The organism is Pseudomonas sp. B21-056 (genome assembly GCF_026016325.1).
GTDB lineage: Bacteria > Pseudomonadota > Gammaproteobacteria > Pseudomonadales > Pseudomonadaceae > Aquipseudomonas.
The window spans coordinates 3,643,688-3,667,886 of the sequence record NZ_CP087203.1; the positions used below are offsets into that span (position 1 = coordinate 3,643,688).

The window sequence follows — 24,199 nt, forward strand, 5'->3', positions numbered from 1 at the left end:
GCCGCCATGATCGAACCCGGCATTTACAAAGAAGTCATGGGCTCGTTCCCATCCGGCGTCACGGTGGTCACCACCCTGGACCCTGAAGGGAACATCGTCGGCATCACCGCCAGTGCGTTCAGCGCGCTGTCGATCGACCCGGCGCTGGTGTTGTTCTGCCCCAACTACGCCTCCGACACCTATCCGATCCTGCGGGACAGCAAGCAGTTTGCGATTCACCTGCTGTCCGCCGACCAGACCGCCGAAGCCTACGCCTTCGCCGGTAAAGGCAAGGACAAGGCCAAGGGCATCGACTGGCACCTGAGCGACCTCGGCAACCCGATCCTGGCCAAGGCCACGGCGATCATCGAGTGCGAACTGTGGCGCGAATACGACGGCGGCGATCACGCGATCATCGTCGGCGCGGTGAAGCACCTGATCCTGCCCGAGCAGCCGGTTACGCCGATGATCTACCACAAGGGCAAGCTGGGCGCCCTGCCCGCGCTGGGCTGAACGGCGCAAGAAGAACCTGAGCCGAACACCGTTGTGGCGAGGGGATTTATCCCCGCTGGGGCGCGAAGCGGCCCCAAAAGCTCAACCTGACACACCGAGCTGGCAGGTCTTAGGGCTGCTCCGCGGCCCAGCGGGGATAAATCCCCTCGCCACAGGGGGCCAGAAGTGACTTTTCTATCTTTATTTCAGGAGCCGGCATGAGTCCAGCAGCCTCGCAACTGTTCCGCCAACAAGCCTACATCGACGGCCAATGGCTGGAGGCACCTGATGGCGCCTGCCAGGAAATCTTCAACCCGGCCAATGGCGAGTTGATCGGCCGGGTGCCGAACCTGGGCGCCGAACACGCCCGCCAGGCCATCGCCGCCGCCAACAAAGCCTGGCCGGCCTGGCGCGGGCTGCTCGCCAAGGAGCGCAGCCAGATCCTCAAGCGTTGGCACGGGCTGATGCTTGAAAACGCCGATGCACTGGCAGAGATCCTCACCCTCGAACAAGGCAAGCCACTGACCGAAGCCAAGGGCGAGATCCTCTACGCCGCCAGCTTCATCGAATGGTTCGCCGAAGAAGCCAAACGCATTTATGGCGACACCATCCCCAGCCACAAGGGCGATGCCCGCATCGTGGTGAGCAAGGAGCCCATTGGTGTCGTCGCAGCCATCACCCCGTGGAACTTCCCGGCGGCGATGATCACCCGCAAGGCCGGGCCTGCCCTGGCCGCCGGCTGTCCCTGCATCGTCAAGCCTGCGCCGGAAACGCCGTTCTCGGCCCTGGCCATGGCGGCCCTGGCGGAACAGGCCGGTATTCCAGCAGGGATCTTCAACGTGATTACCGGTGACGCCGTGGCCATCGGCGGCGAACTGACCAGCAGTCCGTTGGTACGCAAGCTGTCGTTCACCGGCTCCACGGCCATTGGCAAACTGCTGATGGCCCAGTGCGCGCCAACCTTGAAGAAGGTCTCGCTGGAACTGGGCGGCAATGCCCCCTTCATCGTCTTCGACGACGCTGACCTGGAGCGCGCAGTGGAAGGTGCGTTGATCGCCAAGTTCCGCAATGCCGGGCAGACCTGCGTCTGCGTCAATCGCTTCCTGGTGCAGGACGGCATTCATGATGCATTTGTCGCACGCCTGTCCGAGCGCGTAGCGCAACTGAAAGTCGGCAGCGGTTTCGAGACGGGCGTCAGCCAGGGTCCGCTGATCAACGAACGGGCCGTCGCCAAGGTCGAGGATCACGTCCAGGACGCCCTCGCCCACGGTGCCCGGGTGCTCTGCGGCGGCGAACGCCATGCCTTGGGTCACGGGTTCTTCCAGCCGACGGTGCTGGCCGGCGTCACGACGCAGATGAAAGTCGCCCGGGAAGAAACCTTCGGGCCGCTGGCCGCGGTCTTTCGCTTCGACAGCGAGGCCCAGGCCGTGGAGATGGCCAACGACACCGACTCCGGGCTCGCCGCCTATTGCTATACCCGCGACCTGGGCCGGGCCTGGCGCATGAGCGAGGCGCTGGAATACGGCATGGTCGGCATCAATGAAGGGCTGATCTCAACCGAGGTGGCCCCGTTCGGCGGCGTCAAGACCTCGGGCCTGGGGCGCGAAGGCTCCAAATACGGCATCGAGGACTACCTTGAACTCAAATACACCCTGATGGGCGGGCTCTGAGCCCCACGGGAGACATGGAAAATGAGCAACGAAAAATACGCGAAAGGCTTGCAGATCCGCACCCAGGTGCTGGGCGAAGCCTATGTGAAGCGCTCCATCGAAAACGCCGACGACTTCACCCGGCCGTTGCAGGAAATGGTCACCGAATACTGCTGGGGTCACGTCTGGGGCCGCGAGGGTTTGTCGCTCAAGGAACGCAGCATGATAAACTTGGCCATGATTTCGGCCCTCAATCGGCCTCACGAGCTCAAACTGCATGTGCGCGGTGCCTTGCGCAATGGCCTGAGTCGTGAACAAATACGCGAAATCCTGCTTCAGGTCGGTATTTATTGCGGTGTACCCGCGGCCGTCGACAGTTTCCGGCTCGCCCGTGAAGCCTTCGCTGAAGCCGATGCCGAGGCCTCCAGTTAACCTTGGCTGTGTCCGGAAAGAGCACGTGATGGTGATCGACGTGCTCTTTTTGTGTGGACAGCCACCTAAAGAGCAACGCCCATGAAACGCCTGCCACTCGACGACAGCTTCAAGGTCAATCGCAACCCCGTTACCCTGCGCGAGATCGTGCTGGATAAACTGCGAAGCGCCATCATGAACTTCCAGCTCCTGCCGGGGGATCGTCTGGTCGAGCGCGATCTGTGCGATCGCCTGGGTGTGAGCCGCACGTCGGTACGCGAAGCCTTGCGCCACCTGGAGTCCGAAGGCCTGGTGGAATTCGCCGATGCCAAGGGCCCACGGGTAGCGATCATCACCCTGGACGATGCCGGTGACATCTATGAGCTGCGTTGCGTGCTCGAAGGGCTGATCGTCCAACTGTTCACCCTGCGCGCCAGTGCCAGGGACATCAAGGCCCTTGAAAACGCCCTGAAGGAAAACCGCGAGGCCCTCAAGGACGGCGAGCTGCAACAGGTGCTGGATTCGGTGCAGGGTTTCTACGACGTGCTGCTCGAAGGCTCCGGCAACCATGTGGCGGCCACCCAGTTGCGCCAGTTGCAGGCGCGCATCAGCTACCTGCGGGCCACCTCGGTGTCCCAGGAAAACCGTCGCGGCGCCAGCAACCAGGAAATGGAACGTATCGTCGAGGCCATCAAAAGCGGCGATCCGCTGGCCGCCCACCAGGCTTCGGTGGACCACGTACGGGCCGCGGCCAAGGTTGCGCTGGAGTACCTCAAGCGTAAGCAGGAAGAGACCGGCGACATTCCTGAAATCACCGCCCCCATCGCCTTGAAAGAACCCCGTATAGGACACTGACATGTTCAGCCCGAGCTTTTGTCCAAAGTGTGGCGGCAGCGACCTGAGTCAACGCCTGCCGGCGGGCGATACCCATGAACGGCTGATGTGTGGCGGCTGCGGCTACATCCACTACGTCAACCCGAAGATCATTGCCGGCTGCATCATCGAGCAGGACGGCAAATACCTGTTGTGCCAGCGCGCCATTCCTCCACGCCCCGGCACCTGGACCCTGCCGGCCGGTTTCATGGAAGGCAACGAGACCACCGAGCAGGCGGCGCTGCGGGAAGTCTGGGAAGAAACCGGCGTACGCGCCGACATCGTCTCGCCCTACTCGATCTTCAGCGTGCCGAAGATCAGCGAGGTGTACATCATCTTCCGCGCCGTCGCGCTGGAAATCACCGGCCAGTTCGGCCCGGAAACCCTCGCCTGCCGGTTCTTCGCGCCAGAAGACATTCCCTGGGACAGCATCTACTACCCGGCCATCCGGCAGATCCTCGAGCGTTACATCGAGGAACGCCAGGCCGGGGTGTATGGCATCTACATCGGCAACGACGACAGCGGCAAGATCCATTTCATCCGCTGACGCTTTCCCACTGCCTGCAGGTGCGGTGTAGGAGCTGTCGAGCGAAGCGAGGCTGCGATCTTTTAGGCGTTCGCTTGCGATGCAATTGCCAGGGTAAAGATCGCAGCCTCGCTTCGCTCGACAGCTCCTACAGAGGCGGCACCCCCTCGACGATGATCACCTCGGCCCGGGCCACATCCTGGCGGTGACGCTTGGCCTCCTGATACTGCTCCGAGTGATAACAGGCCAGCGCCTGCTCGTAGGAATCAAATTCAATCACCACGCTGCGCTGCGGCGTGGCCCTGCCCTCCATCGCCTCGCTACGCCCCCCCCGCGCCAGCATCCGACCACCGTACAAGGCAAACGCCGCCGGAGCCCGTTGGGTGTATTGGCTATATTGGTCGGAGTCGGTGACATCCACATGAGCAATCCAGTACGCCTTCATAGTGACCTCTCGGGTTAATTTGTATTATGGTATACCACAAGCGGTTTCCATCATGCATCCCATCCGGACAAAGAGAGCCCTACATGGCCTTTAACAGTATTCAAGAAATCATCGAAGACTACCGCCAGGGCAAGATGGTGTTGCTGGTGGACGACGAAGACCGGGAAAACGAAGGCGACCTGCTGCTGGCCGCCGATTGTTGCAGCGCCCAGGCCATCAGCTTCATGGCCCGGGAAGCCCGCGGGCTGATCTGCCTGACCTTGACCGACGAACACTGCCAGCGCCTGGGACTCGAGCAGATGGTGCCGAGCAATGGCAGCGTGTTCAGCACCGCGTTCACCGTGTCCATCGAGGCCGCCACCGGCGTGACCACCGGCATCTCCGCCGCCGACCGGGCGCGCACCGTGGCCGCCGCGGTTGCCGCCGATGCCGGCCCCAGCGATATCGTCCAGCCGGGGCATATCTTCCCGCTGCGCGCCCGCGAAGGTGGCGTCCTGACCCGTGCCGGGCATACCGAAGCCGGCTGCGACCTGGCGCGCCTGGCCGGTTTCACGCCCGCGTCGGTGATCGTCGAAGTGATGAACGACGACGGCACCATGGCCCGCCGCCCGGACCTGGAAGTGTTCGCCCGCAAACACGGGATCAAGATCGGCACCATTGCCGACCTGATCCACTACCGCCTGAGCACCGAACACACCGTGGTACGCATCGGTGAACGGGAACTGCCCACCGTGCACGGCACCTTCCGGCTGTTCACCTTTGAAGACCGCATCGAGGGCGGCGTACACATGGCGATGGTCATGGGCAACATCCGCCGGGAAGAACCGGCCCTGGTGCGGGTCCACGTCATCGACCCGCTGCGGGACCTGGTGGGCGCCGAATACAACGGACCGTCCAACTGGACGCTCTGGGCGGCACTGCAACGGGTCGCTGAAGAAGGTTGCGGCGTGGTGGTCGTGCTGGCCAACCACGAATCCTCCCAGGCCCTGCTCGAACGCGTGCCGCAACTCACCCAGCCACCCCGACAGTTCAGCCGCTCCCAATCGCGCATCTATTCAGAAGTCGGTACCGGCGCGCAGATCCTCCAGGACCTGGGCGTCGGCAAGTTGCGCCACCTGGGGCCGCCGCTCAAATACGCCGGTTTGACCGGGTATGACCTGGAAGTGGTGGAGAGCATTCCGTTTACCGGCTGAGTCCCAGCTAGCCGGGAACACCCTGTGGGAGCGAGCCTGCTCGCGATAGCGGTGGCTCAGTTACTGCAAGGCCGAATGACAGGCCGCCATCGCGAGCAGGCTCGCTCCCCCAGGGAGAGTGGCCGCCTGAAAAAGATCCTGGAAAAAAATCTGCTCCAGACGGATAGCCGGTACGGCAAAATGCTTGCAGAAAGTTTGGAATACCATAATATGATATTCCATAGACCGAACGCTTCAGCCAGGTGCACCCCGCAGGGATGGCACAGAAAAACTCAGCCCTTGGCGCGGTCGCGGTAAGGCCAGAAGGACCTAAGCTCCCTATAAAGCGGGCACACACAAGCCCGCTCAATAAACACAACAATGAGGGCGTGAAAATGGTGTTGAAGAAAAGTGCAGTAGCCGTTCTTTTTGCTGGCTTGCTGGGTGTCGCCAGCCAGGCGACGATGGCGGCCGAAAGCGTCAACTTCGTCAGCTGGGGTGGGACTACCCAGGATGCGCAGAAACAGGCCTGGGCCGACCCGTTCAGCAAGGCCAGCGGCATCACTGTGGTGCAGGATGGCCCGACCGACTACGGCAAACTCAAGGCCATGGTCGAGAGCGGCAACGTGCAGTGGGACGTGGTTGACGTCGAGGCTGACTTTGCCTTGCGCGCCGCCGCTGAAGGCCTGCTCGAACCCCTGGACTTCTCGGTCATCAAGCGCGACAAGATCGATCCACGCTTCGTTTCCGACCACGGTGTCGGCTCGTTCTACTTCTCGTTCGTGCTCGGCTACAACGAAGGCAAGCTCGGTGCCGGCAAGCCCCAGGACTGGTCCGCGCTGTTCGACACCAAGACCTACCCAGGCAAACGCGCCCTGTACAAATGGCCGAGCCCAGGCGTGCTTGAACTGGCCCTGCTGGCCGACGGCGTTCCCCAGGACAAGCTCTACCCTCTGGACCTGGATCGCGCCTTCAAGAAACTCGACACCATCAAGAAAGACATCGTCTGGTGGGGCGGCGGCGCCCAGTCCCAGCAACTGCTCGCGTCCGGCGAAGCCAGCCTCGGTCAGTTCTGGAACGGTCGCATCTACGCACTGCAACAGGACGGCGCACCAGTGGGCGTGAGCTGGAAACAGAACCTGGTCATGGCCGACATCCTGGTCGTGCCAAAGGGCTCGAAGAACAAGGCCGCCGCCATGAAGTTCCTGGCCAACGCCAGCAGCGCCAAGGGCCAGGCCGACTTCTCCAACCTGACCGCTTATGCGCCGGTCAACGTCGATAGCGTCGCGCGCCTGGATTCGGTGCTCGCTCCCAACCTGCCGACCGCCTACGCCAAGGATCAGATCACGCTTGATTTCGCGTACTGGGCCAAGAACGGTCAGGACATCGCGACACGGTGGAACGAATGGCTGGTCAAATGAAAATGTCGGCAACGACAACCCAACACACCGGGAGCGCCCCTGGCGCTGCCGGTGTGGCAACCGCCAAGGCAGCGACGACCCCGTCGCTGTCCCAGCGCTGGCGCGGGGCCGGCAACCTGGCCCCCGCCCTGCTGTTCCTTGGCCTGTTCTTCCTGGCGCCGTTGATCGGTCTGTTGCTGCGTGGCGTGTTGGAACCGGTTCCCGGGTTGGGTAACTACGAACAACTGTTCGCCAACTCGGCTTATACCCGAGTGCTGCTCAATACCTTTTCGGTGGCCGGCCTGGTGACGCTGTTCAGTCTGCTGTTGGGCTTCCCCCTGGCCTGGGCCATCACCCTGGTGCCGCGTGGCTGGGGTCGTTGGATCCTGAACATCGTGTTGCTGTCGATGTGGACCAGCCTGCTGGCCCGGACCTACTCCTGGCTCGTGCTGTTGCAGGCTTCCGGGGTGATCAACAAGGCACTGATGGCCCTGGGGATCATCGACCAGCCGCTGGAGATGGTGCACAACCTCACCGGCGTGGTGATCGGCATGAGCTACATCATGATCCCATTCATCGTCCTGCCGTTGCAGGCGACCATGCAGGCCATCGACCCGATGATCCTGCAGGCCGGCTCCATCTGCGGTGCCAGCCCCTGGACCAACTTCTTCCGGGTATTCCTGCCGCTGTGCCGGCCGGGGCTGTTTTCCGGTGGCCTGATGGTGTTCGTGATGTCCCTGGGTTACTACGTCACCCCGGCGCTGCTCGGCGGTGCGCAGAACATGATGCTGCCCGAGTTCATCATCCAGCAGGTGCAGTCGTTCCTCAATTGGGGCCTGGCGAGCGCCGGTGCCGCGTTGCTGATCGTCATCACGCTGGTGCTGTTCTACTTCTACCTGAAGCTTCAGCCGGAATCCCCGGTTGGCGCCAGTAACGCGAGGTAAATCGTCATGCTCCTGACTCCCAATGCCATGAGCCGGCGCATGCGCTTCGGTCTGTACTTCACGACCGGGTTGATCGGGCTGTTCCTGCTGCTGCCGATCGTGTTCATCGTGCTGCTGTCGTTCGGCTCATCCCAGTGGCTGGTCTTCCCGCCACCGGGCTGGACGTTCAAATGGTACGGCCAGTTCTTTTCCAACCCCGATTGGATGAGCGCCGCACTGGCCAGTCTCAAGGTCGCGGTACTGACCACGATCTGTGCCGTGGCCCTGGGCCTGCCCACCGCGTTTGCCCTGGTGCGTGGTCGGTTTCCGGGACGGGAAATGCTCTATGGCCTGTTCACCCTGCCGATGATCGTGCCGCTGGTGATCATCGCCGTGGCGGTGTATGCGCTGTTCCTCAAGCTTGGCTACACCGGCACGATGTTCGCATTCGTGGTCAGCCACGTCATTGTCGCGTTGCCGTTCACCATCATCTCGATCATCAACTCGTTGAAACTGTTCGACCAGTCCATCGAAGACGCCGCCGTGATCTGCGGCGCGTCACGCCTGCAAGCGGTGTTCAAGGTCACCTTCCCGGCCATCCGCCCGGGCATGATCGCCGGCGCCCTGTTCGCGTTCCTGGTGTCGTGGGACGAGGTGGTGCTGAGCGTGATGATGGCCAGCCCGACCCTGCAAACCCTGCCTGTAAAGATGTGGACCACCCTGCGCCAGGACCTGACGCCTGTGATCGCCGTCGCTTCGACGCTGCTGATCGGCCTCTCGGTATTGGTGATGGTGATCGCCGCCGCCCTGCGCCGGCGCAATGAAATCAGCGCCTGAGCGCCTAGGAGAACACAATGAGTGCCGTCAAAGACCCCGCACAACAGAACAACAAGACCCTGGTCAGCCTGCGCAGCCTGAACAAACACTACGGCGACTTTGCCGCCGTCGACGATATCGCCCTGGAGATCCAGGACGGTGAGTTCCTGACCTTCCTCGGCTCCAGCGGCTCGGGCAAGAGCACCACGTTGTCGATGCTGGCCGGGTTTGAAACCCCCAGCAGCGGCGAGATCCTGGTGGACGGCAAATCCCTGGTCAACGTCCCGCCGCACAAGCGCGACATCGGCATGGTGTTCCAGCGCTATTCTCTGTTCCCGCATCTGTCGGTGCGCGACAACATTGCCTTCCCGCTGGCGATCCGCAAGCTGGCGCCGGCCGAGCGTGACCGTCGGGTCGATGCCATGCTCAAGCTGGTGCAACTGGAGCAGTTCGCCCATCGCCGCCCTTCGCAACTCTCCGGCGGCCAGCAACAGCGCGTGGCGATTGCCCGGGCGCTGGTCTACGAGCCACGCATCCTGCTGATGGACGAACCCCTCGGCGCCCTAGACAAGAAACTCCGTGAAGACCTGCAGGATGAGCTGCGCCAGTTGCATCGGCGCCTGGGCATCACCATTGTCTACGTGACCCACGACCAGGAAGAAGCCATGCGCCTGTCCCAGCGCATCGCGATTTTCAGCCACGGCAAGATCGTCGGCCTGGGCACCGGCTACGACCTCTACCAGAACCCGCCGAATGCCTTTGTCGCGTCGTTCCTCGGCAACTCGAACTTCCTCAAGCTCAAGGCCCAGGGCAACGCAGTGGCGACATTCGAAGGCCAGTCGCTGTCGATCCGCCTGACCGCCGGCCTGAAAACCGACCAGGACGTGCTGCTGATGGTCCGCCCGGAAAAGGCCCTGGCCCTGAGCACCGAACAGGCCGCTCAAGAGCCCCTGGCGGCAGGCTGGAATGAAGTCTCGGCCAAGGTCGTCGAAGTACTGTTCCTCGGCGAAAGCCAGACCTGCAGCGTGGTGACCTCCGGCGGCACCGCCATGACCGTCAAGGCCCTCTCCGCCGCCGGCATGCCGCTCAAGGCCGGCGACCCGGTGCGCGTGCGCTGGGCCACGGCGGATGCCTGCGTGTACACCGAATGGGCCGAAAGCGATTTGAACAAGGCTGCCGGGGCACACTGATCCCCTACTGGCCCACTTCGGTGGGCCGTCTCAAAGATGTCACCCTCAAGGTCGCCGCAACGTCGGGTTGCGGCGGCCTTTTTTTGTTTGGTGATCGGGTGGGATAGCTTCCAACCCGGCTATGCGGGAGCCGAGCTTGCTCGCGAGGGCGCCGGGTCAGCTTGCATCTGTGCTGAATCTACCGCCGCCATCGCGAGCAGGCTCGCTCCCACAGTAGCTCCGAGTGTTCCTGGTATTTTTGTTCACACCACAATCCCCTGTGGGAGCGAGCCTGCTCGCGATGGCGCCGGATCAGCTTGCATCAATGCTGAATGTGCCACTGCCTTCGCGAGCAGGCTCGCTCTCACAGTATCTTCAGGTGTTCCAGATATTTGTATTCACACCACAATCCCCTGTGGGAGCGAGCCTGCTCGCGATGGCGGCGGATCAGCTTGCATCAATGCTGAATGTGCCACTGCCTTCGCGAGCAAGCTCGCTCCCACAGTAGCTTCAGGTGTTCCAGATATTTGTATTCACACCACAATCCCTTGTGTGGAGCCTGCTCGCGATGGCGGCGGATCAGCTTGCATCAATGCCGAATGTGCCACTGCCTTCGCGAGCAGGCTCGCTCCCACAGGGTCCAGCGCTGGTTCAGAGGACTGCGCCCCAAACAAAAATGCCCGGCAAATAGCCGGGCATTCGATCAACAGTGCTTCAATCAGTCGGTATAACCCAACCGCGCCGCCATGCTCCGCTGAGCCTGCCCACGGGTCGCCAGGCAATAATACAACGGGCAAGTCACCACCAATCCCACCAGCCACGACAGGTCCGCACCTTCGATCAGGTTGGCATAAGGCCCGACATACAGCGAAGTATTGGCAAACGGCAGTTGCACGATGATCCCGATGAAATACGCCACGATCGCATGCAGGTTGAAACGCCCGTAAACGCCACCATCGGCCTGGAAGATCGAGGCAATGTCGTACCGGCCACGCTTGATTACATAGAAATCGATCAGGTTGATCGACGCCCACGGCACCAACACCAGCAGCAACGCCAGGATCAAGCCAATGAATTGCGCGATGAAGTCCGCCGAAGCGCCCAGCGCCACGACACAGCAGCCCGCCAGCACCACGCTCGACAACACCACCCGAACCTTGATGCTCGGCGTCCACTGGCTGGCGAAGGTCTGGATCGAGGTGATGATCGACAGTACCGCGCCATACAGATTCAAGGCGTTGTGGCTGATGATATTGAGCAGGAACAGCACCATCAGGATCGGCCCCAGCCAGCCGGTGGACTGCTTCACCGCAGCCATCGCCTCGGTGCCTTCAGGGGTCGCCAGCACCGCTACCGCACCGAAGGTAAACGACAGGATGGTGCCCAGGGTCGCACCCAGGTAAGTGGCCAGGAATGGACGGGCAATGCCGATATCCGCCGGCAGGTAACGCGAGTAATCCGAGACATAAGGCGAGAAGCTGATCTGCCAGATGATCCCCAGCGATACCGTGGCCAGCCAGCCGGACAGATTGAAACCGCCCCGGGTGAAGAAGTCCGCCGGCAGGTCATGGGCAAAGATATAGAGGAAGCCGGCGAGCAAGGCGCTGCCCATCACCCAGGTACCAATGCGGTTGAGGGTATGGATGAAGCGATAGCCGATCACACCGATGGCCGTGGCGCTGAGGGCGCCGATCAGGATGCTGGCCGGTGCCGGAACCGATGGTGCAATGCCGACAATGGATTTACCCGCCAGCACGATGTTGGAAATGAAGAAGCCGACATAGATCAGCGCCGCGAAGAACACGATCAGCAGCGCGCCATAACGCCCGAACTGACCACGACTCTGGACCATTTGCGGGATCCCCATGCGGGGTCCCTGGGCCGACGCCAGGGCGATCACCAATCCACCGACCAGATGCCCCAGGGCAATCGCCAGCAGCCCCCAGAACAGATCGAGGTGAAACACCTGGATCACCATGGCGCCGGTGACGATGGGCAGCGGCGCAATGTTGGTGCTGAACCATAAAGTGAACAGATCGCGGGCCTTGCCATGGCGCTCTGCGAGGGGGACGTAATCGACGGTGTGATTCTCGATCAACGGGTCTTGCCGGGACATCTGGGACATGTGCATGAACTCGAGTTTGTCTGTTCTTATCTTTGTACAAAGCCAAACCGGGACGCTCTACGGCGCCACTCAGATGAACACCATATTATGGTATTCCAACATTTTCACAAGGCTGAACCGCTTTCTGAACGCCCATCTGATCTGCGATTTCGCCCCGATCAACCGCCTGCGGTTCCCGGGATAACCCCGTATTTATTGGCCCAAACGCTCCCCTGTACGTTTTATCGGAACGTCGAAAAAGCCCTTGCAATGATTGTATTACGGTATACCATCAGACCTACAAACCTATAAAACCGTGCAACACCACGAGGACAGTTCAATGATCGACGCCGCCATCTACAAACAAGTCCTGGGTTCATTCCCGTCCGGCGTCACCGTGATCACTACGCTGGATGACGACGGCCAGATCGTCGGCCTGACTGCCAGCGCGTTCAGCTCGCTGTCCATGGAACCGCCCCTGGTGTTGTTCTGCCCCAACTACAGCTCCGACTCCTATCCGGTACTGATCAAGAACAAGCGCTTCGCCATTCACGTGCTTTCCGGTGGCCAGCAGAGCGAAGCCTATGCGTTCGCACGCAAGGGTAAAGACAAGGCGCAAGGCATCGAATGGACCATGAGCGAACTGGGCAATCCGATCCTTGCCAACGCCACGGCGGTGATCGAATGCGAACTGTGGCGCGAATATGAAGGCGGTGACCACGCGATCATGGTCGGTGCGGTAAAGAACCTGATCGTGCCCCAGCAGAGCGCCGGGCCGATGGTGTATTGCCACGGCAAGATGGGTGCCCTGCCCGTTCCGGCTTGATGGCCCGGGCAGAAATATTTTGCAGACATTCCGTATTATGGTATACCAATAATCAATCAGCCAGGCCGCCGCAACCACGACGCGCCCAGCCTGGCGAGAACACCCGGGAGCCCTGCGCTCGTCCCAGGCAACAGGCCCGCAATCGACAGGCCGCCAACAAAAGATCCGAGGTAAGCGTCATGAAATTTTCCCTGTTCGTACACATGGAACGTTGGGACGAAAGCGTCAGCCACCGCCAGCTGTTCGAAGACTTGACCGAGCTGACCCTGATGGCCGAGGCCGGTGGTTTCAGCACCGTCTGGATCGGTGAACACCACGCCATGGAATACACCATCTCGCCAAGCCCGATGCCGCTGCTGGCCTACCTGGCGGCCAAGACCACCACCATCCACTTGGGCGCCGGCACCATCATCGCGCCGTTCTGGCACCCGCTGCGGGCGGCCGGTGAATGCGCATTGCTGGACGTGATCAGCAACGGTCGCATGGAAGTCGGCCTGGCCCGTGGCGCTTACCAGGTCGAATTCGACCGCATGGCCGGCGGCATGCCAGCGGCTTCCGGGGGCCAGGCCCTGCGGGAAATGGTTCCGGCGATACGTGCGCTGTGGCAAGGCGACTACGCCCATGACGGCGACATCTGGAAGTTCCCGACGTCCACCAGCGTGCCCAAGCCGATCCAGAAGCCGAACCCACCGATGTGGATCGCCGCTCGCGACCCGGACTCGCACAACTTTGCAGTCGCCAACGGCTGTAACGTCATGGTGACGCCGTTGATGAAGGGCGACGAAGAAGTCCTCGACCTGAAGAACAAGTTCCAGAACGCGCTGGACAACAACCCTGGCGTACCACGTCCTCAGTTGATGGTGCTGCGCCACACCCACGTACACTCGACCGACAATCCCGAAGGCTGGAAAGTCGGGGCCAAGGCAATCGCGAAGTTCTACCGCACCTTCGATGCCTGGTTCGGCAACAAGGAAACCCCAGTCAACGGCTTCCTGGCGCCAAGCCCGGAAGAAAAATTCGCCGGTCGCCCAGAGTTCGAACTGGAGAGCCTGCACAAGACCGCCATGATCGGCACCCCGGAAGAAATCATTCCGCGCATCAAGTACTACCAGGAACTGGGCGTCGACGAGTTCAGCTTCTGGTGCGACAACAGCCTGCCCCACGCGGAGAAGAAGAAATCCCTGGAGCTGTTCATCAAGCACGTGGTGCCGGCGTTTCGCTGATCGCGCCGTCCAGTCAGACCGCTATCGCGAGCAGGCTCGCTCCCACAGGGGATCAGGGTGAACACAGAATGAGTACACACCTGCAAGCAAATGTGGGAGCGAGCCTGCTCGCGATGGCGCCCTGAAGCAAAAAGACGAAGCAAAAAAATGCCCGGGCTTGAAGGTCCGGGCATTTTTGTTTTCAAGGATCAGAACGTCACGCTGGCGCTCAGGCGTGCGGTGCGCGGCTCGCCGACGTTGACCTGCAACTGGCTGCCCGTAGAGGATGGGTAGTACTGCTTGTCGAACAGGTTGTCCACATTCAGTTGCAGCGATGTCTTGTACCCCAGCACCGGCAACTCCCAACGCAAGAAGGCATCGGCGACGGTGTAGCTGCTGAGCCAGAAGTCGTTGGCGTTGTTGGCGGCACGCTCGCCGACGTAACGAGCGCCACCACCAGCATGCCAGGCGCCGAATTCGGCGGGTACGTTCAGGTGGTGGGACAGGTACAGGCTGGCGGTGTGCTTGGGCGCGTCCGACAGGCGATGGCCTTCGTTCTTGGGATCATCGAGTATTTCTGTATGGGTGTAGGCGTAGGTGCCGATCAGGTCCCAGCGCTCGGCCAGACGTCCGGTGACGTCGAGCTCCAGGCCTTGGGAGCCGACTTTGCCGGCGGCTTCTGCAATGGTTTTCCCACCGACTATGGTGTTGGTCACCACATTCTTTTTTTCGATATCGAACAAGGCGAGATTGATATTCAGCCCAGGCAAGGGATCATATTTGGCACCGACTTCGTAACTACGCCCTTCCTCCGGCTTGAAAGTGCTGAGGTTGTCATCGACGGTATCGTTGGGTTTGAACGAACGGCTGTAATTTCCGTACAGCGACAAGGTTTCATCGGCTTTGTAGACCAGCCCCAAAAACGGAACAAAGGCATCGCCGTTATCGTCGCGAACAGGCACCCGCTTGATCATGCCCGTTTCACTGAACTGGTCGTAATGCTGGTAGCGTCCGCCAAACACCAGAATCCAGCGATCATCCAGGTGCCAGTTGTCCTTCAGGTAAACAGAACTGGAGGTCAGTTTGTTACTCAGGTTGCTTTGAGCAGCATTTATTTTGCTTGGCTCTGCCAGACCACCATAAACCGGCGCGGTGATATCGAACCCTTCTTGTGCAGTGCCACGGTAGGTCTTGCCACGGTATTGATCGGACACCTGATTATCGACACCGATCAGCAGATCATGGCGATGACCGAATAGCTCCTGCTTACCAATGAAATCCCAACTGGCGTAACGCGTTTCATCGTCGTAATGCGCACCATTGGCGGCACGCTGAAACTTACCGGCATTTGACAGGCTCGGCTGCGCAATCGAAAGACTGTACCGATCATTGTTCCAGCCATAAGTCACGCGAGTCTTCCACGCCTCACTCAACTCATACTCGAAACGCGCCGTCGCCGTCTCGCGAATCCCTACGCTCTTGGCCCAGGGCTCGTCGAGGCGCTTGTCATAATCGATGTCGGCCGGATGCCCGTTGGTGAACACCGTGCCACGGTCGAACGGGTTGGAATATTCGTTGTATTCGTAGCTCAGGTTCAAGGACGCGCGTTCACCTGTCCAAGCCAGGGATGGGGCAACCAGTGTGCTTTCATTGACCCCATAGTTACGCCAGTAATCTTCGTGCTTGCGCTCGGCAATCAACCGATACGCCAGCCCGGTATCCCCCAGCGGTCCGGTGGTGTCCACAGCCATCGTGCCGCCGCCTTCGCTGTAGGCCGAGCCGCTCAACGTAGTGCTTTGGGTGTATTCAGGCTTTTTGCTGATGACGTTGATCAGGCCGCCAGGCTCCAGCGCGCCGTACAGCATCGAGGCCGGGCCCTTGAGCACTTCGACCCGCTCGGTGGTGGCGCTGAAGTTGTGCCCCAGGTTCGAGCGCACGCCGTCGCGCAGGATCGAGCCGTCGTCGTTGGTGCCGAAGCCGCGCTTGATCAGCGAGTCCCGCGAACCGCCCAGGGTATTGCCCTGGCTGACGCCGCTGACGAACTTCATCGCATCGCCCAGCGAGCGTACCTGATAGTCGTCCAGCGTCTGCTGGGTCACAACATTGATCGATTGCGCCTCTTCCTTGATCGGTACATCGCTTTTGCTCGCCGTGCTGGCTTGCGACGCCATATAGCCTTCGTCCTGAGTGATGCGGCTGCCCTGGATGTCCGTGGTGGGCAGTTCGAGTACGTCCTGGGCCCACAGGGGGCTTGCGATGAAACAGCAAGACAACGTCGGCAATACACACTTGATGAAGACGTTGCGATTAGCGGGAGGGGTGGAACGATTCAAGACGCAGCACTCACACAGGGGACGTTAATGCGAGCGAATATACTTTGAGAATGATTCCCAGTAAATCTTTTCCAGGACCTTATTGCCACGGCTAGCCCCTGTGGGAGCGAGCCTGCTCGCGATAGCGGTGTATCAGTCACAGACTGTCTGGAGGTGAGGCCCTCATCGCGAGCAGGCTCGCTCCCACAAGTCCTCTGTACACCAAACGAGCGAAGTAATATCAAAACGCCCTAAATCGCTAAAGCTTTGGTTCTCTCGGTCGAATGTATTCCATTGAGAGATTTTTTTGCCCAGGAGCTATGGCATGCAGACGTTGAAGGCTTTGTACGAGTCCATCGAAACGCAGTTTTTCGATACGCTCACAAAAAAACTCTCGAGCCTTTTCCTGCTGGTCGCCGTCAGCGGGCTGCTGTACTGGGTGGCCCTCAGCGCCCGCGCCGACATAGTGTTGCAATTGCGCAACGCACAGTTGGATAGCGCCCTGCTGGGGCAGATCGAGGGTCGGCTCGACAGCCTGACCCAGGCCCTGCTCTTCGGTGCCCTCCTGACGCTGTGCATGATCAGCTTCATGGTCTGGTACTTTCGCCACCTCATCGTACGCCCCGTCACGGCCATGACCCGGGCACTGGAAGAAATCGCCAACGGCGAAGGCGATCTCTCCAGGGACCTGCCGTTGGTGACCCACGACGAAATCCGCGTGCTGGCCGGCACCTGCAACCGGTTCCTGGCCAAGCAGCGGGAAATCATCAGCAACGTCCAGGCGCTCACCGTGCACATCGCCGTCGAATCGGCGCGCTCGCTGAAGAACATCAGCGACTCCAGCGACAGCGCCACCCACCAGGCACGCTTCGCCAGGGAAGTGATGGAGCAGAGCAACTCCGCCGTGGACCGCATCGAAGAAGTCTCGCGCCAGACCCAGGGCATCTCCAGCACCACCGCGCAGAACCTGAGCATGGCCCGCGACTCCTATGCCGAATTGCTGGAAGTAACCGGCAACATCGGCGAGATCTCCGGCAGCCTCAGCGAGTTCGCCACCCTGGTGAGTGCGTTGAACCAGCGTTCCTCAAGCATCAAGTCCATCGTCGGGTTGATCCAGCAGATCTCTGCCCAGACCAACCTGCTGGCCCTCAACGCCGCCATCGAAGCCGCCCGTGCCGGCGAGAGCGGGCGGGGTTTCGCCGTGGTAGCCGACGAGGTGCGGACCCTGGCACAGAACGTCAGCCGGGCCACCGACGACATCTCGCGCAACATCGACGCCATGCTCGAAGAAGTCGGTTCCACCCATGAACAGACCACCCAGATCAGCCACAGCGCCCGGGAAACCCAGAAAGTCGTGGAGCGCGCCTCCGGCCACTTCGAGAGCATGATCGTCGACTTCGAATCCACCCACGGCAAACTGGCCGACATTGCCGGGCACATCCAGCAGTTCGCCGATGCCAACACCGGCATCAACGAACGGGTCACCCGGATCCACGCCGACAGCCAGTCCATCGACCAGCGCATGCAGCATTCGGCGACGGCCACCCGTGACCTGTCCGGTGTCGCTGAAAAAGTGCAGGCACTGTTGGGCCGGTTCGTGCTCGGCCACGGCAAGCTGGACGCCGCCATCACCCGCGCCAGCCAGTGCCGCGACACCCTCCAGGTACGCCTGGAAGCGCTGCACCGCGAAGGCCTCAACCTGTTCGAGCAGAATTACCAGTTGGTCCCCGGCACCGATCCCAAGCAGTACATGACCGGCTACACCGAACGCTTTGCCCAGGTCTGCCAGGAAGCCTGCGACGCCCTCACCCGCAGCACGCCGGGTGGCAAGGTTTCGTTCATCGTCGACTCCAAGGGCTACTGCCCGGTGAACAACAGCTGGGTCTCGAAACCACCGACGGGGGATCGCGCCGTCGACCTGCCGGTGTGCCGCAACAAACGGATCTTCAACGACCCGATCGGCCTGCGCGCAGCCGGCAACGTCCAGCGCTTCCTGCTCCAGACCTACCTGCGCGATACCGGGGAAATCATGACCGAGATCGACGTGCCGTTCTTCTTCGACGGCCGTCATTGGGGCAACTTGCGGGTGGGGTTCGATGCGGCGGTGTTGTTGGCGGAGTGAGAGTGAGCCAGCAAGTAGCATTGTGGGAGCGAGCTTGCTCGCGATAGCAATGGGTCAGTCAGCATCATGTTGTCTGACAAACCGTCATCGCGAGCAGGCTCGCTCCCACAGGGGGGCTGTGGCGTACCTGAATCTTGAGACCACCTAAAAACCAATGTGGGAGCGAGCCTGCTCGCGATAGCGGTGGGTCTGTCGACATCTTCATCGACTGAGCCACCGCATTCGCGAGCAAGCTCGCTCCCACAGGGGGTATTACAAGGCCTTCAACAGCACTTCGGCCCACCCTTGCCACCGTAACGGGCCTCCTGGCGTTCGCGGAAGAACGCCTCGTAGTCCATCAGCGGTTTGTCCGGGTGTTTGGTTTGCATGTGCTCGACGTAGTTGTCGTAGTCGGGCATGCCGACCATCAGGCGGGCGGCCTGACCGAGGTATTTACCGAGGCGACTCAAGTCATTGAACATCGTTGCAATCCTCGTTTCAGGCGTCCGGCAGGGCCTGGAATGGCGCTTCTTTATCCGTGCGCTCTTTCGTGCCCCAGGCGGCGACGCCGACCTTGAGCGCGTAGAACAGGATGCTCAGCACCACAAACAGGAACAGCGCCGTCAGCGTCGCATTGGTGTAGGCGTTGAACACCACGTGCTGCATCTGCTCGATGCTCTTGGCCGGGGCCAGGACCTGGCCGGCCGCCAGGGCCTCGTTGTATTTGCGCGCCAGGGCCAGGAAGCCGATCGCCGGGTTGGCGTCGAACAGCTTGATCAGGCCCGCCGTGGTGGTGCAGATCAGCAGCCAGGCCGCCGGCAGCAGCGTGACCCAGATGTAGCGCTGGCGCTTCATCTTGATCAGCACCACGGTGGCGAGCATCAGGGCGATACCGGCCAGCATCTGGTTGGAGATGCCGAACAGCGGCCACAAGGTGTTGATGCCGCCCAGCGGATCGATCACGCCCTGGTACAGCAGGTAGCCCCACAGCGCCACGCAACCGGCGGTGGCGATCAGGTTCGCGGTCCAGGATTCGGTGCGCTTGAGCGATGGCACGAACGAGCCCAGCAGGTCCTGCAGCATGAAGCGCCCGGCACGGGTGCCGGCGTCTACCGCCGTGAGGATGAACAGCGCTTCGAACAGGATCGCGAAGTGGTACCAGAACGCCATGGTGTTCTCACCCGGCAGCACCGAGTGCAGGATCTGCGCGATACCGACCGCCAGGGTCGGTGCACCGCCGGCACGGGCCAGGACGGTGGTTTCGCCGATGTCCCGGGCGACCGCCTGCAGCGCATCGGGGGTGATGGCAAAGCCCCAGCCGCTGATGGTCTGGGCCACGGCCACGACGTCACCGCCGACCACCGCCGCCGGGCTGTTCATGGCGAAGTACACGCCCGGCTCGATCACCGAAGCGGCGACCATCGCCATGATCGCCACGAAGGACTCCATCAGCATGCCGCCGTAGCCGATGTAGCGGGCGTTGGTTTCGTTATCCAGCAGCTTGGGCGTGGTGCCCGAGGAGATCAGCGCGTGGAAACCCGAGACCGCGCCGCAGGCGATGGTGATGAACAGGAACGGGAACAGCCCGCCCTTCCACACCGGGCCCATGCCGTTGGTGAACTGGGTCAGCGCCGGCATTTTCAGCTCGGGCATGGTGATCAGGATGCCGATCGCCAGGGCCACGATGGTGCCGATCTTGAGGAACGTCGACAGGTAGTCCCGCGGGGCGAGGATCAGCCACACCGGCAGCACCGCCGCGACGAAGCCGTAGCCGATCAGCATCCAGGTGATCTGGATCCCGGTGAAGCTGAAGGCCTTGGCCCAGACCGGGTCGGCGGCGATCTGCCCGCCCAGCCAGATCGAACCGAGCAGCAACAGCACACCGATCAGCGAGATTTCACCGATGCGGCCCGGGCGGATGTAGCGCATGTAGATGCCCATGAACATCGCGATCGGGATGGTCGCCATCACCGTGAAGATCCCCCACGGGCTCTCGGCCAGGGCCTTGACCACGATCAGCGCCAGCACCGCGAGGATGATGATCATGATCAGGAAGCAGCCGAACAGCGCGATGGTGCCGGGAATGCGGCCCATTTCCTCACGGACCATGTCGCCCAGGGAACGGCCGTTGCGGCGGGTGGACAGGAACAGGATCATGAAGTCCTGCACGGCCCCGGCCAGCACCACGCCGGCGATCAGCCAGAGCGTGCCGGGCAGGTAGCCCATCTGCGCCGCCAGCACCGGCCCGACCAGCGGCCCCGCGCCGGCAATGGCGGCAAAGTGGTGACCGAAGAGGATGTGTTTATTGGTCGGGACGAAGTCCAGGCCATCGTTGTTGAGCACGGCGGGGGTGGCCCGGCGCGCATCGAGTTGCATCACGTTGTTGGCGATGAAGAGGCTGTAGTAGCGGTAGGCGACCAGGTAGATGGCCACGGCTGCGACGACGATCCAGAGGGCGTTGATGGGTTCGCCGCGGCGCAAGGCCACGACACTCAACGCACAGGCTCCCAGAACAGCCACGGCAAACCAGGCGAGGTGTTTAACCAGACGGGTTGTCATTGCGTGTCTCCTGCCGAGGTCCAGTGGACTGCGGCGATTGTTTTTATAGTGTGCCCCGGCTATTCGGAGCGGGTCCAATATCCCTGTACGTCGTCAATAAATAAATCCGTAGTACTACGTAGATGCACACTGCGTACTACCCCCTGTGGGAGCGAGCCTGCTCGCGATGGCATTGGCTCAGTCAACAACAATGTCGACTGACACACCGTCATCGCGAGCAGGCTCGCTCCCACAGGTTTTATGTTTGGCATATGATGCCGACCATCCACCTCCCCCCGTCAGGCCCTGACAGGAGTACCGATGCTGCTCAAACACAAAATCGTCGCCCTCGGGATCCTGCCCCTGGTCCTGGCGATCGCCGTCATCTGTGCGCTGGTGATCTCGCTCAACCGCCAGTTGGGCGATCAACAGGCGCAACTGATCGAAGACAGCATCCTGGCCAGCAAGCGCGCCGAGCTGAAAAACTACGTCGAAATGGCGCAGAGCCTGATCGCTCCGCTGTACAACGGCGGCCTTGGCGACGAACGCGCGCAACAACAGGTGCTCGAAGAGCTGCGCAAGCTCAGCTTCGGCATCAACGGCTATTTCTTCGTCTATGACCGCCAGGGCCGCAGCCTGATGCACGCGCGCCAGTCGGAACTGGTGGGCAAATACCTCTGGGACATGAAGGACCCCCACGGCCTGCCCGTCATCCAGGCCTTGATCAAGAGTGCCGAGACCGGCGAAGGCTTCCAGCGCTACGCCTGGAACAAACCGTCCTCCGGCCAGGTGACCGAAAAACTGGCCTACGTGGTGATGCTGGATCGATGGGGCTGGATGCTCGGCACCGGGATCTACCTGGAAGATGTCGAGCGCGCCACGCAGCAGGCCCGCGATGAAGTGGCCCATGGCATCCACACCACCATGCAGGCCATTGCCGCCATCGCGCTGGTGGCGGTCCTGCTGGTCTTCGCCGGCGGCATGACCCTCAACGTGAGCGAACATCGCCTGGCCGACAAGAAACTGCAGCGGCTGAACCAGCGCATCGTCAGCTTGCAGGAGGAAGAACGCTCGCGAGTGTCCCGCGAACTGCACGACGGCATCAGCCAGTTGCTGGTATCGATAAAATTCCAGTTCGAGCTGGCCAGTCATGTGCTCGAAAACGGCCAGGAAAACGGCCTGGGCATCCTGAAGAACGCGACGGATCGACTGGGTGAAGCCATCGGTGAAATCCGCAGCATCTCCCACGACCTGCGCTCTTCCCTGCTCGACACCCTGGGCCTGCCCGCCGCCATCGGCCAGCTCGCGGCCGAATTCGAACAGCGCAGCGGGCTCGATGTGTCCTACAGGACCAACGAATTCGATTGCCGGCTGGAGAACGGCGCCCCGGTCTCACTGTTCCGCATTGCCCAGGAAGCCCTGACCAATATCGAACGCCACGCCGGGGCGAAACGCGTCGCCATCACCTTGTTCGGCTCTGCTCAATCCTTGCGCCTGACGGTGGTGGACGACGGGATGGGCTTCAACGTCCCGCAGGTCGAACGTGGCCATGCCGGCATCGGCCTGCGTAACATCCGCGAACGGGTCGAGCATTTCGGCGGGCGCCTGGAACTGACGTCGACGCCGGGGCGCAGCGAACTGGACGTCCTGTTACCCATGGACCTGTCGACGACAGAAAGCTGATGCGCACTCCCTACACCAAGAGCACCTGCCGATGAACCTGCCCCCTGCGATCCGCATCGCACTGGTTGACGATCACTCCCTGGTCCGCGATGGCATCCGGGCCTTGCTGTCCGTCATGCCCCAACTGGACGTGGTGGGCGAGGCCGAGAACGGCGCGCAGGCAATCGAGATGGTCGGGCGCTGCCAGCCGGACCTGTTGCTGATGGACATCGGCCTCAAGGACATGAACGGCCTCGAGTTGACCCGGCTGCTGGGCAAGCAGTACCCCAGCCTCAAGATCCTGGTCCTGAGCATGTACGACAATCATGAATACGTGAGCGAGTCGGTGCGCTCCGGTGCCAGCGGCTACGTGCTCAAGAACGCGCCCTCGCGGGAAATCATCGCCGCCATCGAAGCCATCATCAGCGGCGGCACTTTCTACAGCGCCGAGATCGCCCAGCGGCTCGCCACCGACCCCGGCACCGATGACGAACTGACACCCCGTGAGCGCCAGGTACTGCTCAAAATGGTCCAGGGGCTGAACAACAAGGAGATGGCCCGCGAGCTGGACATCAGCGTGCGCACCGTCGAGACCCACCGCCTGAGCATCCGCCGCAAGCTCAACATCGACAAACCCGCGGCCCTGGCGAAGTACGCGATCGACCACGGGATCATTTCGCGCTAGACATCCTGTTCAACCCACGTAGTAACCCGGTTGCTCAAGATCATCCAGCAGACTCGGGCCGTTCGGTGTCCAGCCCAGCAAGGCACGGGTGTACGCGCTGGAGGCCGCCATGTCCGCACTGGCCATATGAGCGAACCAGCCAAAATGCTCGCGCTCCCGGAACCCGACCGGCAAACCCAGGCCGCGACCGATGGCCTTGGCGATGGCCTGGAACGACACACTTTCATCGGCGACCGCGTGGTAGACGGCCTGAGTCACACCCTGCTCCAGCGCAAGCCGATAGACCCGGGCAGCATCCAGCCGATGGACGCCAGCCCAGCAATGATTGCCTTCACGGGGATAGGCCGATACACCCTTCTCCCGGGCCAGGCGGATCAGGATCGGAATGAACCCATGATCGCCGAGCCCGTGCACCGAAGGCGCAAGCCGCACCGTCGCGGCCCGCACGCCGCGCTCGATCAGCGCCCGCGCCGCCACTTCGGATTTGCGCGGCGAGGCTGGGCTGGCGACCTCAAGCTCACTCGCGCCCCGGGTCAACCCGAGCAGGCCGGCCGTCACCAGCAACGGGCGGTCCGAGCCTTCCAGCGCGCCACCCAGTGTTTCGATGACGCGACGGTCCTGCTCGGCATTCTCGGCAAACCGCGAGAAGTCATGATTGAACGCGGTATGAATCACCGCATCCGCCGCACAGGCCGTCCTGTGCAAGATGTCGAGGTCTTCCAGCGTGGCGCGTACCACCTTGGCGCCGGTGGCGGCCAGCACGGCGGCCTTGTCATCGGAACGGGCCAACCCCGTGACCTGATGGCCGGCCTCGATCAGCTCCTGGACCACCGCGGAACCGACCCAACCCGTGGCCCCGGTAACGAATACGTGCATGTTCAAACTCCTTTATCAGAACGGGTTTTCAGGACAAT

General features: G+C 61.8%; 21 protein-coding genes. 15 read left to right on the forward strand and 6 right to left on the reverse strand.

What is annotated here, in order from left to right:
• The first annotated feature begins 6 nt into the window (after positions 1-6).
• The 5 genes from LOY67_RS15350 to LOY67_RS15370 all read left to right on the forward strand — a co-directional run bounded on the left by LOY67_RS15350 (position 7) and on the right by LOY67_RS15370 (position 3,951).
• Positions 7-492, forward strand: coding sequence for a flavin reductase family protein (locus LOY67_RS15350; RefSeq protein WP_041022987.1), 486 nt, complete (start codon positions 7-9; stop codon positions 490-492).
• A gap of 197 nt (positions 493-689) precedes the next feature.
• Positions 690-2,141 carry an NAD-dependent succinate-semialdehyde dehydrogenase gene (locus tag LOY67_RS15355; protein WP_265063296.1) on the forward strand — a complete coding sequence of 484 codons (1,452 nt, stop codon included), beginning with the start codon at positions 690-692 and terminating at the stop codon, positions 2,139-2,141.
• A gap of 21 nt (positions 2,142-2,162) precedes the next feature.
• Positions 2,163-2,552 (forward strand): carboxymuconolactone decarboxylase family protein, encoded by a 390-nt coding sequence (locus LOY67_RS15360; RefSeq protein ID WP_265063297.1) that lies wholly within the window; start codon positions 2,163-2,165, stop codon positions 2,550-2,552.
• A gap of 81 nt (positions 2,553-2,633) precedes the next feature.
• The gene (locus LOY67_RS15365) at positions 2,634-3,386 is read left to right on the forward strand and encodes a GntR family transcriptional regulator (RefSeq protein ID WP_265063298.1); all 753 of its coding nucleotides are present in this window, start codon (positions 2,634-2,636) and stop codon (positions 3,384-3,386) included.
• A 1-nt stretch (position 3,387) separates the two neighbouring features.
• Entirely contained in the window at positions 3,388-3,951 is a 564-nt protein-coding gene (locus LOY67_RS15370) for an NUDIX hydrolase (RefSeq protein ID WP_265063299.1), read from the forward strand.
• A 127-nt stretch (positions 3,952-4,078) separates the two neighbouring features.
• On the opposite strand, the gene LOY67_RS15375 is transcribed toward LOY67_RS15370, so the two are convergent.
• Positions 4,079-4,375 carry a DUF1330 domain-containing protein gene (locus LOY67_RS15375; protein WP_265063300.1) on the reverse strand — a complete coding sequence of 99 codons (297 nt, stop codon included), beginning with the start codon at positions 4,373-4,375 and terminating at the stop codon, positions 4,079-4,081.
• Positions 4,376-4,458: 83 nt separating this feature from the next.
• Between LOY67_RS15375 and ribBA the strand changes: the two genes are divergently transcribed.
• The 5 genes from ribBA to LOY67_RS15400 all read left to right on the forward strand — a co-directional run bounded on the left by ribBA (position 4,459) and on the right by LOY67_RS15400 (position 9,876).
• Positions 4,459-5,568: a bifunctional 3,4-dihydroxy-2-butanone-4-phosphate synthase/GTP cyclohydrolase II gene (gene ribBA, locus LOY67_RS15380; RefSeq protein WP_265063301.1), complete on the forward strand. Its 1,110-nt coding sequence runs from the start codon at positions 4,459-4,461 to the stop codon at positions 5,566-5,568.
• A gap of 374 nt (positions 5,569-5,942) precedes the next feature.
• Positions 5,943-6,968 (forward strand): ABC transporter substrate-binding protein, encoded by a 1,026-nt coding sequence (locus tag LOY67_RS15385; RefSeq protein WP_265063302.1) that lies wholly within the window; start codon positions 5,943-5,945, stop codon positions 6,966-6,968.
• Positions 6,953-7,891: an ABC transporter permease gene (locus LOY67_RS15390; protein ID WP_413776132.1), complete on the forward strand. Its 939-nt coding sequence runs from the start codon at positions 6,953-6,955 to the stop codon at positions 7,889-7,891. The genes LOY67_RS15385 and LOY67_RS15390 overlap by 16 nt, the downstream gene beginning before the upstream one ends.
• A 6-nt stretch (positions 7,892-7,897) precedes the next feature.
• Complete coding sequence (locus tag LOY67_RS15395) at positions 7,898-8,707, forward strand: ABC transporter permease (protein ID WP_041022978.1); 810 nt, start codon at positions 7,898-7,900, stop codon at positions 8,705-8,707.
• A gap of 17 nt (positions 8,708-8,724) precedes the next feature.
• Positions 8,725-9,876, forward strand: a complete 1,152-nt coding sequence (locus LOY67_RS15400) for an ABC transporter ATP-binding protein (RefSeq protein WP_265063304.1) — start codon at positions 8,725-8,727, stop codon at positions 9,874-9,876.
• Between the two features lie 697 nt (positions 9,877-10,573).
• Here LOY67_RS15400 and LOY67_RS15405 read toward each other — a convergent pair.
• Positions 10,574-11,980 carry a purine-cytosine permease family protein gene (locus tag LOY67_RS15405; protein WP_265063305.1) on the reverse strand — a complete coding sequence of 469 codons (1,407 nt, stop codon included), beginning with the start codon at positions 11,978-11,980 and terminating at the stop codon, positions 10,574-10,576.
• A 319-nt stretch (positions 11,981-12,299) separates the two neighbouring features.
• Between LOY67_RS15405 and LOY67_RS15410 the strand changes: the two genes are divergently transcribed.
• Both LOY67_RS15410 and LOY67_RS15415 read left to right on the forward strand, forming a co-directional pair.
• Entirely contained in the window at positions 12,300-12,785 is a 486-nt protein-coding gene (locus LOY67_RS15410; RefSeq protein WP_265063306.1) for a flavin reductase family protein, read from the forward strand.
• A 179-nt stretch (positions 12,786-12,964) separates the two neighbouring features.
• On the forward strand, positions 12,965-14,008 hold the full coding sequence (locus LOY67_RS15415; protein ID WP_265063307.1) for an LLM class flavin-dependent oxidoreductase: 1,044 nt from the start codon (positions 12,965-12,967) through the stop codon (positions 14,006-14,008).
• Positions 14,009-14,196: 188 nt separating this feature from the next.
• Here LOY67_RS15415 and LOY67_RS15420 read toward each other — a convergent pair whose 3' ends face one another.
• Positions 14,197-16,320: a TonB-dependent siderophore receptor gene (locus LOY67_RS15420; RefSeq protein WP_265063308.1), complete on the reverse strand. Its 2,124-nt coding sequence runs from the start codon at positions 16,318-16,320 to the stop codon at positions 14,197-14,199.
• Between the two features lie 304 nt (positions 16,321-16,624).
• On the opposite strand from LOY67_RS15420, the gene LOY67_RS15425 reads away from it, so the two are divergent.
• On the forward strand, positions 16,625-18,421 hold the full coding sequence (locus tag LOY67_RS15425; RefSeq protein ID WP_265063309.1) for a methyl-accepting chemotaxis protein: 1,797 nt from the start codon (positions 16,625-16,627) through the stop codon (positions 18,419-18,421).
• Positions 18,422-18,684: 263 nt separating this feature from the next.
• On the opposite strand, the gene LOY67_RS15430 is transcribed toward LOY67_RS15425, so the two are convergent.
• Positions 18,685-18,882, reverse strand: coding sequence for a YbdD/YjiX family protein (locus LOY67_RS15430; protein WP_003201656.1), 198 nt, complete (start codon positions 18,880-18,882; stop codon positions 18,685-18,687).
• Positions 18,883-18,898: 16 nt separating this feature from the next.
• Positions 18,899-20,959, reverse strand: a complete 2,061-nt coding sequence (locus tag LOY67_RS15435) for a carbon starvation CstA family protein (RefSeq protein WP_265063310.1) — start codon at positions 20,957-20,959, stop codon at positions 18,899-18,901.
• Positions 20,960-21,259: 300 nt separating this feature from the next.
• On the opposite strand from LOY67_RS15435, the gene LOY67_RS15440 reads away from it, so the two are divergent.
• Entirely contained in the window at positions 21,260-22,621 is a 1,362-nt protein-coding gene (locus tag LOY67_RS15440; protein WP_265063311.1) for a cache domain-containing protein, read from the forward strand.
• Positions 22,622-22,652: 31 nt separating this feature from the next.
• Complete coding sequence (locus tag LOY67_RS15445; protein WP_265063312.1) at positions 22,653-23,285, forward strand: response regulator; 633 nt, start codon at positions 22,653-22,655, stop codon at positions 23,283-23,285.
• A 9-nt stretch (positions 23,286-23,294) separates the two neighbouring features.
• Here the strand turns inward: LOY67_RS15445 and LOY67_RS15450 are convergent, their stop codons facing one another.
• Positions 23,295-24,161 (reverse strand): SDR family oxidoreductase, encoded by an 867-nt coding sequence (locus LOY67_RS15450; RefSeq protein ID WP_265063313.1) that lies wholly within the window; start codon positions 24,159-24,161, stop codon positions 23,295-23,297.
• Positions 24,162-24,199: the final 38 nt, after the last annotated feature.